The sequence below is a fragment of the Nocardia transvalensis genome (assembly GCF_015477765.1).
GTDB classification, from domain to species: domain Bacteria; phylum Actinomycetota; class Actinomycetes; order Mycobacteriales; family Mycobacteriaceae; genus Nocardia; species Nocardia transvalensis_A.
The window spans coordinates 194,984-208,764 of the sequence record NZ_JADLQQ010000006.1; the positions used below are offsets into that span (position 1 = coordinate 194,984).

Here is a 13,781-nt window from a genome sequence, read left to right on the forward strand (position 1 = left end):
ATAGGGGTTGTCGTGACTGGGGCGCTGGTTGTGCGCACGGCGTCGGTCGAGGACGTCGGGGTGTTGTGTTCGATGATCGAGGACTTCAATCGGGGGGAAGGGATTGCGTGGGCGCGGGCGGCCGGGGAGGACGCGCTGCGGGCGCTCATCTCGGATGTCGAGTTGGGTGTGGTGGGGCTGTTGAGCGAATCGGATTCGGTGGTCGGGTATTTCGTGGTGACTTGGGGTTTCGATTTGGAGTGGAACGGGCGTGACGCGTACTTGACCGAGCTGTATCTCGTTTCCGGCGTTCGGGGGCGCGGGCTGGGGCGGGTGGCGCTGGGGTGTGTGGAGGAGACTGCGCGGCGGCATGGGGCGCGGGCGCTGCACTTGATGGTGCGGCCGGAAAATGTTGCGGCTGTGCGGCTTTATGAGCGGGCGGGGTATATGGCTCCGCCGCGGACGTTTTTGTCGAAGCCGCTCTAGCGGTCAGTCGCGTTCGGGGCCCAGGGAGATGCCGCGGGAGGCGAGCCAGGGGAGGGGGTCGATCTTGTCGTGGCCGTTGCGCCAGACCTCGAAGTGGCAGTGGGGGCCGGTGGAGAAGCCGCGGTTGCCGACCGTGGCGATCTGGTCGCCGGCCATCACGCGCTCGCCTACGGAGACGGTGGCGGTGTCGATGTGGCCGTAGACGGTGATGGTGCCGTCGTCGTGCTGCAGGCGCACCCACATGCCGAAGCCGGAGGCGGGGCCCGCGTCGAGAACCGTGCCGTCCTCGACGGCGTAGATGGGGGTGCCGATCGGCGCGGCGACATCGACGCCGAGATGCTGGACGCCCCAGCGACTTCCGAAGCCGGAGGTGAAGGTGCCGTTGGCGAATTTCACGAACAGCGGCCGCAGCTTGGCGGCCTCCTGGGCGGCCAGCTCCTCGGCGAATTTCTGGCCGTGCTGCAGGATGTCCTGGAACTGGCTCACATCGGCGACGGGCGCGACATTGAGCACCTGCGGGGTCTGGGAACCGGCGGTATCGGTGCTGACCGCCGCCTGGGCCGCGATCTCGTGAACCTGTCCGGCGGCCTCGTAGTCGGCAGTGTTCGCATGCTGCTGACCGTTGGACTCCATCCCGGCCTGCCCCGCGGCGACGACGGCGCCGGCGGCGACGGCCACGACGGCCGCGCGGCCCTTGAGCGCGGCGGGCGGCGCGGGCATCCGGTGCGCCCCCGAACGGCGGGCGCCGAGGCGATTGGAACGTCCGGCGACACCGTCGGTCCGGGAAGTGCTGCGCGGCCAGGCGCCGCCGAGTCGGGCGATATCGAACGGTTCGGGGTCGTCAGCCGGAGAGTCGTAGTCGTCGTGCTGGTCGAGGGGCTCGTCGTGGGAATCCCACGCGTTCCATCCGCCGGTATCGGAAGGCGATGCGGCCCAGGGGTCTTCGGTCGGCTCGGGTGTCCAGGACGGCTGGGCGTTCCACTCGTCGACCGGCTCCGGACGTTGCCAGGCGTCGAAATGAGGAGACCCCGCCTCGCCGAAATACGAAGGGTTGCCGAAGGATTCGCCATCGGGACGATATCTCCCGGCCGACTGACCGTGCTGAAGAAAGCTGCTGGTCATCGGCGGAGTTCCGGATGCGGGAGGAGCTGTGCGGCGGTCGACAAGTCGCCTGCGGAGCGGCTCTCTACCTGCGGAGCGCTGTGCTGCAACAAGCCTGCCGTCCTCCTGTCCCTGACCCGAGTCGTGACCGTGCTGTGACATCGACCGCATCGACGGTAACGAAACGATTGCAGGTCGGCAAGCGCTGCGGTCGTTCTGTCCAAACATGTGAGATTGATCACGGTAACAGCGCGGAATGAGAGATTGTGCTCCGGGTAACCCGCACGTCCGGATCTACGACTCGGCGTCGTAGCGGTGTGCGCACTCTCACCTCTGCGCCGCTCATCCCGCGCCGGGCCGGCAAGCTACTCGCGAGTAGGCTTGGCCTGGGGTTTTGCGGACGCGGATGCGGTCCCGTGACCTGCGCCACTTAGGCTGTATGCGGCTGATTTCGCGTCCATGTGACTGATTAGAGTCCGACCCGACCCGCCTCCGACGACGGGCCGCCAACAAAGTCGTTGTCACAACAACGCAGACGAGACGGTGAGTACATGGATCTCTTCGAATATCAGGCGAAGGAGCTCTTCGTGAAGCACGGAGTGCCTTCGTCGGAAGGCCGGGTCACGGACTCGGCCGAGGATGCCCGTGCGATCGCGGCCGAGATCGGCAAGCCCGTGATGATCAAGGCCCAGGTCAAGACCGGCGGCCGCGGTAAGGCCGGTGGCGTGAAGTACGCCGCGACTCCCGATGACGCCTTCACCCACGCGTCGAACATTCTGGGCCTGGACATCAAGGGTCACGTCACCAAGAAGATCCTGGTCGCCGAGGCCAAGGACATCGCCTCGGAGTACTACATCTCCTTCCTGCTGGACCGCGCCAACCGGACCTACCTGGCCATGTGCTCGGTCGAGGGCGGTATGGAGATCGAGGAGGTGGCCGCCACCAAGCCGGATCGCCTCGCCAAGGTTCCGGTCGACGCCACCAAGGGTGTGGACATCGCCTTCGCCCGTGAGATCGCCAAGCAGGGCCACCTGCCGGAGGACATTCTCGACGCCGCGGCCGTGACGATTTCGAAGCTGTGGGAGGTGTTCGTCAAGGAGGACGCCACCCTCGTCGAGGTCAACCCGCTGGTGCGCACCCCGGACAACGAGATCCTGGCCCTCGACGGCAAGGTCACCCTGGACGAGAACGCGGACTTCCGCCACCCGGACCACGAGGCGTACCACGACAAGGACGCCACCGATCCGCTGGAGCTCAAGGCCAAGGAGAACGACCTCAACTACGTCAAGCTCGACGGTCAGGTCGGCATCATCGGCAACGGCGCCGGCCTGGTCATGTCGACCCTGGACGTGGTCGCCTACGCCGGTGAGAACCACGGCGGCGTCAAGCCCGCCAACTTCCTCGACATCGGCGGCGGCGCCTCGGCCGAGGTGATGGCCAACGGTCTGGACGTCATCCTGGGCGACTCCCAGGTCAAGAGCGTGTTCGTGAACGTGTTCGGCGGCATCACCGCCTGTGACGCCGTGGCCAACGGCATCGTGAAGGCCCTGGAGATCCTGGGCGATTCGGCGACCAAGCCGCTGGTGGTCCGTCTCGACGGCAACCGCGTCGAGGAGGGTCGCAAGATTCTGGCCGACGCCAACCACCCGCTGGTGACGCTCGCGCAGACAATGGACGAAGGCGCCGACAAGGCCGCCGAACTGGCTGCCGCCAAGTAAGGACGAACGAGAATGTCTATCTTCCTGAACAAGGACTCCAAGGTCATCGTCCAGGGCATCACCGGCGGTGAGGGCACCAAGCACACCGCGCTGATGCTCAAGGCCGGCACTCAGATCGTCGGCGGCGTCAACGCCCGCAAGGCCGGAACCACCGTCTCGCACACCGACAAGGACGGCAACGGGATCGAGCTGCCGGTGTTCGGCACCGTGTCCGAGGCCATCGAGAAGACCGGCGCCGACGTCTCGATCGTGTTCGTGCCGCCGAAGTTCGCCAAGGACGCCATCATCGAGGCGATCGACGCCCAGATCCCGCTGCTGGTGGTCATCACCGAGGGCATCCCGGTGCAGGACACCGCCTATGCGTGGGCCTACAACGTCGAAAAGGGCAACAAGACCCGCATCATCGGTCCCAACTGCCCCGGCATCATCACCCCCGGTGAGTCGCTGGTGGGCATCACCCCGGCCAACATCACCGGCAAGGGCCCGATCGGGCTGGTGTCCAAGTCCGGCACCCTGACCTACCAGATGATGTACGAGCTGCGTGATTTCGGCTTCTCCACCTCGATCGGCATCGGCGGTGACCCGGTCATCGGCACCACTCACATCGATGCCATCGAGGCGTTCGAGAAGGATCCGGAGACCGAGCTGATCGTGATGATCGGCGAGATCGGCGGCGACGCCGAGGAGCGGGCCGCGGCCTATATCAAGGAGAACGTGACCAAGCCGGTCGTCGGCTACGTCGCGGGCTTCACCGCCCCCGAGGGCAAGACGATGGGCCACGCGGGCGCCATCGTGTCCGGTTCGTCGGGCACCGCCCAGGCGAAGAAGGATGCGCTGGAAGCCGCGGGCGTCAAGGTCGGCAAGACCCCGTCGGAGACCGCCGCCCTGGCGCGCGAGATCCTGGAGAAGGCCGCCGTCAACGCCTGACCCCGGCGAAAAGCATGCCGGGGATGTGAATTGTCGGCATGCCGGGGATGTGAATTGCTGGCGTGCCGGGGATGTGAGTTGTCGGCGTGCCGGGGATGTGAATTGTCGGCATGCCTGGGACGAAGAGGAAGGCCGCCTCCGAATGGGAGGCGGCCTTCGCCGTCGTGGGCAGGACGACGGCCATCAGGGCGCTGGGAACAAGTGGCACAACCCCAGCGCGCGCACGAGCGTGCGGAGACGGTCCGAAAGATTCATGGGTTACCTCCCGAGCTCTCGTCTGCATCACGATTCGTGCGTACGCCCGGTTCATCGCGAACTGCACGACCGTGACCGGGACGGCCGAGTGCAGTAGCGTCAAGAGGGCATCCAGCCGTGTAGACGATGAAGGACTCGATAGGAGACGACGCCATGTCCTACCCGACCGGGGGCTCCGGGTACAACGCACCCGCACCGACGCCCTCGTCCGCGCCCAGTTTCGGCCAGCAGCCGGCGAGTGGGGCCGGCGCAGGAACGAGCGCCCCCGAAGCGAGTGGCAAGGGGCTGCCGTTCTTTCTTGCCGTCGGTGTCGCCGCGCTCGGCGTCATCAACTTCCTGCTCGGCTTCACCACGTACGCGAAAACCGAGAGCCGTGACGTCGGCATGGGCATTTCGGTCCCGGAGGAGACCACCAACTTCTTCAAGGCGGGCGGTGTCGCTCCGCTGCTGGTGTTCCTGCTGCTGGGCGGTCTGCTCGCGGGCCTTTCGCTGCTGCCGAAGCAGAACTGGACCGGCGTCGCCGCGGCGGCGAGTGCCGCGGGCTTCCTCGGCCTGCTGTTCCAGTCGTTCAGCCTGCCCGACGGCCTGAACCTGGCCTGGGGTGCCTGGGTGGTGCTGTTCCTGGGCCTGGTGCAGACCGCGGCCGCGGTGGTCGCGGTGCTGTTCGAGACGGGCATCCTGACCCCTCCGGCGCCGAAACCGGCTGCGGCGCAGGGCGGATTCGGTGGTCCGGGCGCCTACGGCCAGCAGCCGTCGTTCGGCCAGGGCCAGCAGCAACAGCAGGGCCAGCAGGCCCAGTACGGCCAGGGCCAGCCGGGCCAGCAGGCCTCCTACGGCCAGTTCGGCCAGCAGGCGTCCTACGGCCAGCAGCCGGGACAGCCGTCGGCCTACGGGCAGTACGGTCAGCAGCCCTCGTACGGTCAGCCGGGGCAGGCGCAGTTCGGTCAGCAGCCGTCCTACGGCCAGAGCCAGCAGCCGTCCTACGGCCAGCAGGGTTATGGCCAGCAGGGTTACGGCGCCGCGCAGCAGCGTCCGCAGCAGCCGAGCGGTGACGAGAGCGCGACCCAGAACTTCGGTGCGGCGCAGTCCGGCCAGCAGTACGGCGGCCAGAGCTACGGCCAGCCCGGCCAGTCGGGCTCGGCCTCGCAGTCCAGCCCGTTCGGCGGCGAGCAGACCGCCAATCCGGCCGCGGACGCCACCAAGGCATTCCGCCCCGAGGACGACAAGTAAATCCACCTTCCCGACCGTCGGCGAGTCGGCGCGGCGCGCCTGACTCGCCGACGCGGGGAAACCTGCCACGCTGAATTCCCATGGGCGAGCGCACGAGTGGACCGATAGGCGTTCCCCTCGTCATTCCGACGTGCATTCGAACGACGGTGCGTTCGAGCGAAGGGGCGTCATGAAATCGTCGCTGGTGAAGTGGGACGACCCCGGCGAGCGGCGCGCGGGCCGGCAGGGTGAGAGCGAGGAACCCGACTCGCGGGAGGCGGCGGCCGAGGACAACATCTTCTTGTCGTTGAGTCCGGAGCGGGCGAAGGTGCTGCTCATCGTGGCGGCGCGGACGTCGAGTTTCACCATGGTCACGGTGGTGGTCGTGATGCTCGGCGCGCTGCTGGCGGCGGGTAGCGGGCTGGCGGGGGCATCCGGGGCGATCGCCGCGGGTTGGCTTGCGGTGCATCAGGTTCCGCTGGTGATCGGCAAGACCTCGGTCGGTGTACTGCCGCTGTTGCCGACCGCGCTGGTGATGTGGCTGGCCGCGCGGGACTGTGCCCGGGCGGTGGAACCGAAGTCCACCCGGGTGGATCTGGGATGGATCGTCGGTGCGGCACTGTCGGGTCCGCTGCTGATCACCGCGGTATGCCTGGCGGTGGCCGAGGACGCCTCGGCGGTGGTGGCGCTGCAGCCGCCGAATACGTTGGCCGCCTTCGGCTGGGTGGGCGGCCTGCATCTGCTGGCGGCGGCGGCCGCAATCGTGTGGAAGCGGCCCCGGCTGATCACCCCGCATCTGCCCGAATGGGTGCTGCCCGGTGCCCAGGTGGCGATGCGTGCGGTGCAACGCCTGCTGCTCGCCGGTGCCGTGCTGACGTTGATCTCGTTCCTCGCGCACTGGTCGCGCATCGGCGATACCTACCGCGCGGCCGGGAATATCGCGGGCGTGCTAGGCCTGACGCTGCTGTCGCTGGCCTACCTCCCCAATGTCGTGATCGACGCGACGAGTCTGCTGGTCGGTGCCGACATCCACATCGGGTCGGGCGCGCTGAGCGTGTTCTCCGTTGCCGGGGCGCCGGTTCCGAGCCTGCCCATCCTGGCGGCCGTGCCCGCGGGTCCGGCCGCCGCCTGGTGGCCGGTGCTGCTGCTGGTTCCGGCGGTCGTGGGCGGGCTGTGCGGATGGGAAGCCGCCAAGAGTTCCGCCGACGAGCCGCGCAGGCCGTGGTCGACGCTCACCGCGGCGGGCATCTCGGCGTTGACGCTGGCGGTGCTCGCCCGGCTCGCGGGCGGTGCGGCCGGATCGTTCGGGGACCTCGGGCCCCAGGTGCCGTTGGTCGCCGGGTTCGCGTTCGTCTGGCTCGCGGCCGCCGGATACCTCGGCCTGCTCGCGTCCCGCTGGTTCTTCGTCGCGCCCGCCGTGCCCGACGCCGAGGACGACTACGTCGATGACTACGACGACTATCCGGACGACGCCGACTACGACCCGGCCGAGGACGACTATGCGGACGACGACTACGAGAGTGTCGCGGACGACTACGTCGACGACGAGTACTACGTCGACCCCGATGCTTATTCCGGGAGCGATGTCGTCGACGGTGAAGTGATCGAGGAGCCCCTGGCGCTGTCCTCGGTCAGGGACGCCGCGGCACAGGCGACCGACGAAAACGGCGACATCCTGGACGCCGAAGTGGTAGAGGCGGACCTGCCGGACAACCACGAAATGGACGGTCGTTAGGCTCTAGGCGGCGGTCCGACGTATCCGCCGCCATCCCGCACCCGCCACACACAGGGAGTAGAGCGCTGACGACCCCGCCCGCCCAGTTGCTGCCCCCGACGGTGCCCGCGTCCGTCGTCGTGCTCGCCTCGGGCACCGGGTCCCTGCTGTGCTCGCTGATCGCCGCCACCCGGGAACCGGACTATCCCGCGCGCGTGATCGCCGTCGGCGTCGACCGCGCCTGTGCGGCAACCGAACACGCCGAAGCCGCCGGTATCCCGCATTTCCGGGTGGCCGTGGCCGACCATCCGGACCGCGCGGCCTGGGATGCCGCGCTCACCGCCGCGGTCGCCGCCTACGAACCCGATCTGGTGGTGTCGGCGGGCTTCATGAAGATCCTCGGCCCCGCGTTCCTCGAGCGCTTCGGCGGCCGGATCATCAACACCCACCCCGCGCTGCTGCCGTCCTTCCCGGGCGCGCACGGGGTGCGCGACGCGCTCGCCTACGGCGTGCGGGTCACCGGCTCCACCGTGCACCTGGTCGACGCGGGCGTCGACACCGGCCCGATCCTCGCCCAGGAGGCGGTGCCGGTGCTGCCCGACGACGACGAGGCGACCCTGCACGAGCGGATCAAAATCGTCGAACGGCGGTTGCTGGCGCAGGTCGTCGCGGCCGTCGCGACCCGAGGCATTGTCTCCGATGGACGAAAGGCAGTTATCCCAGATGAGCGAGTTCTCCGGTGAGTGAGCGCAACGAACAACCCCACGGTCCTGCGGAGCGCACCGAACCACCTCATGGCCCTTCGGAGCGCAGCGCGATCCGCAGGGCGCTCGTCAGCGTCTACGACAAGACCGGACTCGTCGAACTGGCCACCGGCCTGCACGCCGCCGGCGTGGAGCTGGTGTCGACCGGCTCGACCGCGGCCCGTATCGCCGATGCCGGTATCCCGGTGACCAAGGTGGAGGACCTCACCGGCTTTCCGGAGACCCTGGACGGGCGGGTGAAGACCCTGCACCCGCGGGTGCACGCCGGTATCCTCGCCGACCTGCGCAAGCCCGAGCACGCCGAGCAGCTGGCCGAACTGGGTGTCGAGGCATTCGAACTGGTGGTGGTGAACCTCTACCCGTTCAGCCAGACCGTCGCCGGCGGCGCGACCCCGGACGAGTGCGTGGAGCAGATCGACATCGGCGGCCCGTCGATGGTGCGCGCGGCGGCCAAGAACCATCCGTCGGTGGCGGTGGTGGTCGACACCGGTGACTACGACAGCGTGCTGAGCGCGGTGAAATCCGGCGGTTTCACCCTCGCCGAGCGGACCGCGTTGGCGGCCAAGGCTTTCCAGCACACCGCAAGCTACGACGTCGCGGTGGCGAGCTGGATGACGAACGTGCTGGCCGCCGGTGCCACGAATGCCGAAGCGGAACAGCGGTTTCCGTCCTGGCTGGGCGGCACCTGGACCCGGGAGGCGGTGCTGCGCTACGGCGAGAATCCGCATCAGGCCGCCGCGCTGTACGTCGACGAATCCGGCTCGGCCGGCTTGGCGCAGGCGCGGCAGTTGCACGGCAAGGAGATGTCGTACAACAACTACACCGATGCCGACGCGGCCTGGCGCGCGGCGTGGGACCACACGGCTCCCGCGGTGGCAATCATCAAGCACGCCAACCCCTGTGGTATTGCCGTCGGCGCGGGTATCGCCGAGGCGCATCGCAAGGCACACGCCTGCGATCCGGTCAGCGCCTTCGGCGGCGTGATCGCGGCCAACCGCGAGGTGACCGTGGAGATGGCCGAGCAGGTCGCCGAGATCTTCACCGAGGTGATCGTGGCTCCGGGTTATGCCGACGGCGCCGTGGAGGTATTGCAGCGCAAGAAGAATGTGCGCATCCTGATCGCCGACCAACCGCGGCGCGGTGGGGTGGAACTGCGCCCGATCAGCGGCGGTGCGCTGCTGCAGCAGTCCGATATCGTCGACGCCGAGGGTGACGATCCGGCCAACTGGACCCTCGCCTCGGGCGATCCGGCTGATGCCGCGACGCTGGCCGACCTCGAATTCGCTTGGCGCGCTTGCCGTGCCGTGAAGTCGAATGCAATTCTTCTGGCCCACGACGGCGCCTCGGTCGGCGTCGGCATGGGTCAGGTGAACCGGGTCGATGCGGTCCATCTGGCGGTGCTGCGTGCCGGGGATCGGGCCAAGGGATCGGTGGCGGCCTCCGACGCGTACTTCCCCTTCCCGGACGGCCCGCAGCAGCTGATCGCGGCCGGCGTGAAAGCCATTGTGCAGCCGGGTGGTTCGGTGCGGGACCAGCTGACCATCGATGCCTGCCGCGAGGCCGGCGTCACCATGTATCTCACCGGTTCCCGGCACTTCGCCCACTGACATATCGAGGCCCTGCGCGGACGTGGTCTCCGCGCAGGGCCTCGCCATCCAGGCGCCGGGCCATACCCATCCCGACCCCCGGGTCTTTCGGCCCGGAAAGCCGGGCTCGAAGCAGGCAAATTATCACTTCCGAAGTGGTTGCGCGCCAGACGGTTCCGCTATCAATGCAGGACAGGCCAATTTGTGAGATGCGTCACTCTCGCCAGTGGGGAGTGAAATGGATCTCGGGATTCACTTGGCGCTGAGGATCTTTCGATTGCCCAGCGGTTGCTTCAGGGGTACCTCCAAGGTGCCGAATACCGCGATCATCGTGCACATGCGGCCGACCGCCTCGGGCAGTGTGCCCGCTCGCAACTCCACGGTAACCGTGCTGTCGGTCTCGGTGGTGCTCGCGTCGACGCCGTAACACTCGGGCGAACCGATCTGGAAATTCACCGCGATCCGGTCGGGGGCCACGCGGCTCCAGCTGTCGAAGGGGATGGGGTGCGGGCTCACGATCGCCGGGTTCGCGGTGAACGGCCGGCCGAGCTGAGGGGTGGACTGCTCGGTCGGGGTGCTCGGGCCCGACGTCGGTGCCGCGCTCGTATTCTCTTGGGTGCCATCGGTGTTCGCCTGTCCACAGCCTGCGGCCAATAGCGCCAGCAGTGCCACGGCGGCCGCGCCGGTCCGGCGCGGTCCCGAGATCTGATCCATGGGCGTCCACCCTAGTGGGTCGCTTCCGTTCGGATGTTCGGGTCGTGTTCGACCGGACAGTGAACTTTCTGCAACGACTGCGCGTAATGGCTGCGTGGCCCGGTACCGGCCAGTAGTGTCTGCAAACGATGAGCCAATGCAGTTCTGCGCCATCGACTTATGCCGAGGTGAAACCCTGTCCCGAAAGGACCCTCCGATGGGCGACACGCTGAACGTAGGCGATGAACTAGGTCTGGGCCAGTCCCTCCAAAATGGTGCGTACACCCTGACCCTGCAGAACGACGGCAACCTGGTGTTGTCGGAGCCCGGCGGGGTCGTGTGGGCCACCGGTACGCACGAGCAGGGCGTTCAGCGCGCGGTGCTCCAGGACGACGGCAACTTCGTCCTCTACACCGACGACGGAGCGGCCTGGGCCACCGCCACCAACGGTAAGGACGCCGATCGGCTGGTCCTGCAGGCCGACCGCAACGTGGTGCTCTACGCCAAGGACGGCAGCCCACTGTGGGCGTCGGACACCAAGACCGACAATCCGATCGTGGTCGAGGAGCCGACCGCGGCACCGGCCGCCGAGCAGGCGCCCCCGCCGCCGCCCGCGCCGGAGCCGCGCACCTACACGGTCGAGCCGGGGGACACCCTGTGGGCCATCGCCGAGCGCTTCTACGGCGACGGCGGCCGCTATCAGGAGATTGCCGACGCCAGCGACATCGACAATCCGGATGCCATCAACGTGGGCCAGGTTCTGACCATTCCGTAGGTGGGATTCCGGCCGAACTAGCGGCTGGTGAACGGAAGCAGGGCCATCTCGCGGGCGTTCTTGACCGCGATGGCGACCTGGCGCTGTTGCTGGGGAGTGAGGCCGGTGACGCGGCGGCTGCGGATCTTGCCGCGGTCGGAGATGAACGTGCGCAGCAGGTTCACGTCCTTGTAGTCGACCGTCTCGACGCCCGCGGCGATGAGCGGGTTCTTCTTCGGGCGACGCGCCTGCTCGGCACGGACCTTCTTCGACGGTGCTCGCTTCACGGCCATGTCAGTGTCCTTTCTCGGCATGAGCTCCGGGCCCTAGTGGTTACGCAAGCTGCCTACTCCGGGTCCTGACCGCTCATGCCGGGGTTCCTTCTCACTCACGAGATCTGCGGTGGTCTACCAACTCGATTTGTGCACACCGGGCAGTTCCCCCCGATGAGCCAGCTCACGCACCCGGACACGGGAGAGACCGAATTTACGGAGATGCCCACGTGGGCGTCCATCCGTGGCGTCCCGATTGCGCAATCGTACCGGACTGGCATCGCGCGGCAGCCGCTGCAGGGCGAGCTGGGCGGCCGTGCGCCGATCGTCCGAAGTGCCCGGATTGCGGATCAATTCCTTGAGTTCGGCGCGACGTTCGGCGTAGCGGGCGACGACGAGTTTGCGCTGTTCGTTACGCGCGATCTTGGACTTCTTCGCCATCAGCGCTCCTCTCGAAAGTCCACGTGCTTGCGGATCACCGGGTCGAATTTGCGCAGCACCATGCGGTCGGGATCGTTGCGCCGGTTCTTGCGGGTGACGTAGGTGTAGCCGGTCCCCGCGGTGGAGCGCAGTTTGATGATGGGGCGAATCTCGTTGCGCGCCATCAGATCTTCTGTCCCTGTGCACGCAGCCGGGCGACGACCGCCTCGATGCCGTCGCGGTCGATGGTCTTGATGCCCTTGGCCGAGACCGTCAGCGTGACGCGGCGGCCCTCGCTGGGCAGATAGTAGGTCTTGCGCTGGATGTTGGGATCCCAGCGTCGGTTGGTCCGGACGTGCGAGTGCGACACGGACTTGCCGAAGCCCGGTTTCCGGCCGGTGACCTGGCAGTGGGCCGACATGTTTCCCTCCTCGGCGTGGCTGCGCGGCGCTTGTTGCGCGCACCGCAATATGACAATCATTTTCGACAATGGTCGGTCGACACTGTACCGTGAACCTCAAGCAAATGAAAATCATTATCGAAAGGGGTTCCGGTGGCGTCTCATGCCGACCGGCGCACGCCCGTCGTCGTGCTGGCGGGCTTCGAGGGTCTCGCCGCGACCGGCGTGGACCATGTGGCGCGGATGCTGCGGGAAACGCCCGGCACCGTGGTGATCCGCCACGACCTCAGCGAACTACGCGAAGGCATCGTGCGCCGAACTGTGTGGTCCAATACCGACGAGCCTCAGGGGCCGCGAACCCGCGACGCCGAAGGCAGCGCCGTCAAACAGCAGACGACCGTGCACGAGCTGGCGCACGGTTGTGTCTCGTGCACGCTGCGGGCCGATCTGTTGCCGTTCCTCTGTCTGCTCGCCGCGCGGGATTCTGTGCGGCGCATCGTGATTGCTCTGGATCCGGCCTTCGAGGCCGAGGCGGTGTGTCATGCGATCGAGTACGTGCCGGTGGCCGGGGTGGTGGGCCGCGTCGACGGTCCTGCCGGGCGCGATGTGCGCATCGAGGCGGTGCTGACCTGTCTGGACGCGCGCAGCTGGCTGACCGACGCCCTCGCCGAGGACACCCTCGCGGATCGAGGTCTGGCCGACGAGGACGATGAGCGGACGGTCGCGCAGGTCGCGGTCGGTCAGATCGATTTCGCCGACGCGGCACTGGTTTTCGCCGCCGACGCGGTGACCTCCTATGAGATGGCGCGCCTGGGTGCGGTGCTGGATCGGTTGATTCCGCAGGCGCCGGTGGTGTGGATGAATGCCCCGGAGGCCTTGGACGGCAAGCGAATCGAGGCCCTGCTGGCGTCGATTCCGCCGAATTCCCGCCGTGGCCGGATCTTCGATGCGCATGCCCCACTGCTGCGCGGGCAACCACCGCTGGACTCCGATTCCGGTGTGGCACTGATCGAATTCTCCACCGACCGGCCCTTCCATCCCGGACGCCTGCACGATGCCCTCGACGTGCTGTTCGACGGGGTCGTCACCGCGCGCGGCCGGATCTGGCTGGCCACGCAGCCCGATGAGGTGGTGTGGCTCGAATCGGCCGGTGGCGGTTTGCGTATCGGCAGCGCCGGACGCTGGCTGGCCGCGATGGGTCCGGAGGAATCGGCCGCCGTCGATCCCGACCGCCGGGCGCTGGCCGCGCTGCGGTGGGACGAGCAGTTCGGCGACCGCGACGTCTCGCTGGCGATTCTGACTTGCGACGCCGACCCGGACGAGATCCGCCGGGCCCTGCACTGGGCCCTGGTCGACGATGCCGAACTGCTGCTGGTGCGCGGCGCCCCGGAGCTGGTGGCGCAGTGGGAGGACCCGTTCGGCACCTGGCACGAGGACCCATGCGACTCGAGCGAACCCAGCGCCTCACCGGTTGGTGAGCAGCGCGCGAATGAAAGGTAGGCC

General features: G+C 67.9%; 15 protein-coding genes. 9 read left to right on the forward strand and 6 right to left on the reverse strand.

The features are described 5' to 3' along the window. Positions 1 to 12 precede the first annotated feature (12 nt). Complete coding sequence (locus tag IU452_RS18840; protein WP_195110402.1) at positions 13 to 465, forward strand: GNAT family N-acetyltransferase; 453 nt, start codon at positions 13 to 15, stop codon at positions 463 to 465. Positions 466 to 468: 3 nt separating this feature from the next. Here IU452_RS18840 and IU452_RS18845 read toward each other — a convergent pair whose 3' ends face one another. Beyond that, on the reverse strand, positions 469 to 1,587 hold the full coding sequence (locus IU452_RS18845) for a M23 family metallopeptidase (protein WP_195110403.1): 1,119 nt from the start codon (positions 1,585 to 1,587) through the stop codon (positions 469 to 471). A 530-nt stretch (positions 1,588 to 2,117) separates the two neighbouring features. Here IU452_RS18845 and sucC point away from each other — a divergent pair. The 6 genes from sucC to purH all read left to right on the forward strand — a co-directional run bounded on the left by sucC (position 2,118) and on the right by purH (position 9,760). Further along, positions 2,118 to 3,284 carry an ADP-forming succinate--CoA ligase subunit beta gene (gene sucC, locus IU452_RS18850; protein ID WP_195110404.1) on the forward strand — a complete coding sequence of 389 codons (1,167 nt, stop codon included), beginning with the start codon at positions 2,118 to 2,120 and terminating at the stop codon, positions 3,282 to 3,284. A gap of 12 nt (positions 3,285 to 3,296) precedes the next feature. Then, positions 3,297 to 4,211: a succinate--CoA ligase subunit alpha gene (gene sucD / locus IU452_RS18855; protein WP_195110405.1), complete on the forward strand. Its 915-nt coding sequence runs from the start codon at positions 3,297 to 3,299 to the stop codon at positions 4,209 to 4,211. A gap of 408 nt (positions 4,212 to 4,619) precedes the next feature. After that, positions 4,620 to 5,696: a DUF5336 domain-containing protein gene (locus IU452_RS38935; RefSeq protein WP_195110406.1), complete on the forward strand. Its 1,077-nt coding sequence runs from the start codon at positions 4,620 to 4,622 to the stop codon at positions 5,694 to 5,696. A gap of 169 nt (positions 5,697 to 5,865) precedes the next feature. Beyond that, the gene (locus IU452_RS18865) at positions 5,866 to 7,410 is read left to right on the forward strand and encodes a DUF6350 family protein (RefSeq protein WP_195110407.1); all 1,545 of its coding nucleotides are present in this window, start codon (positions 5,866 to 5,868) and stop codon (positions 7,408 to 7,410) included. Between the two features lie 101 nt (positions 7,411 to 7,511). Next, positions 7,512 to 8,132, forward strand: coding sequence for a phosphoribosylglycinamide formyltransferase (gene purN / locus IU452_RS18870; protein ID WP_195110408.1), 621 nt, complete (start codon positions 7,512 to 7,514; stop codon positions 8,130 to 8,132). A gap of 74 nt (positions 8,133 to 8,206) precedes the next feature. After that, positions 8,207 to 9,760, forward strand: coding sequence for a bifunctional phosphoribosylaminoimidazolecarboxamide formyltransferase/IMP cyclohydrolase (gene purH, locus IU452_RS18875; protein WP_195110776.1), 1,554 nt, complete (start codon positions 8,207 to 8,209; stop codon positions 9,758 to 9,760). Positions 9,761 to 9,991: 231 nt separating this feature from the next. Here purH and IU452_RS18880 read toward each other — a convergent pair whose 3' ends face one another. Continuing rightward, positions 9,992 to 10,453, reverse strand: coding sequence for a hypothetical protein (locus IU452_RS18880; RefSeq protein ID WP_195110409.1), 462 nt, complete (start codon positions 10,451 to 10,453; stop codon positions 9,992 to 9,994). Between the two features lie 196 nt (positions 10,454 to 10,649). On the opposite strand from IU452_RS18880, the gene IU452_RS18885 reads away from it, so the two are divergent. Then, entirely contained in the window at positions 10,650 to 11,207 is a 558-nt protein-coding gene (locus IU452_RS18885) for a LysM peptidoglycan-binding domain-containing protein (RefSeq protein ID WP_195110410.1), read from the forward strand. Positions 11,208 to 11,224: 17 nt separating this feature from the next. Here the strand turns inward: IU452_RS18885 and rpsR are convergent, their stop codons facing one another. From rpsR to rpmB, 4 genes are all read right to left on the reverse strand, one after another. Then, positions 11,225 to 11,479, reverse strand: coding sequence for a 30S ribosomal protein S18 (gene rpsR / locus IU452_RS18890; protein ID WP_195110411.1), 255 nt, complete (start codon positions 11,477 to 11,479; stop codon positions 11,225 to 11,227). A gap of 114 nt (positions 11,480 to 11,593) precedes the next feature. Further along, positions 11,594 to 11,899: a 30S ribosomal protein S14 gene (rpsN, locus tag IU452_RS18895; RefSeq protein ID WP_195110412.1), complete on the reverse strand. Its 306-nt coding sequence runs from the start codon at positions 11,897 to 11,899 to the stop codon at positions 11,594 to 11,596. After that, positions 11,899 to 12,063 (reverse strand): 50S ribosomal protein L33, encoded by a 165-nt coding sequence (rpmG, locus tag IU452_RS18900; protein WP_195110413.1) that lies wholly within the window; start codon positions 12,061 to 12,063, stop codon positions 11,899 to 11,901. The genes rpsN and rpmG overlap by 1 nt, the downstream gene beginning before the upstream one ends. Then, complete coding sequence (rpmB, locus tag IU452_RS18905; RefSeq protein WP_195110414.1) at positions 12,063 to 12,299, reverse strand: 50S ribosomal protein L28; 237 nt, start codon at positions 12,297 to 12,299, stop codon at positions 12,063 to 12,065. Before rpmB ends, rpmG begins: the two co-directional genes overlap by 1 nt. Before the next feature lie 132 nt (positions 12,300 to 12,431). Between rpmB and mrf the strand changes: the two genes are divergently transcribed. Continuing rightward, the gene (gene mrf, locus IU452_RS18910; RefSeq protein WP_324192698.1) at positions 12,432 to 13,778 is read left to right on the forward strand and encodes a ribosome hibernation factor-recruiting GTPase MRF; all 1,347 of its coding nucleotides are present in this window, start codon (positions 12,432 to 12,434) and stop codon (positions 13,776 to 13,778) included. Positions 13,779 to 13,781: the final 3 nt, after the last annotated feature.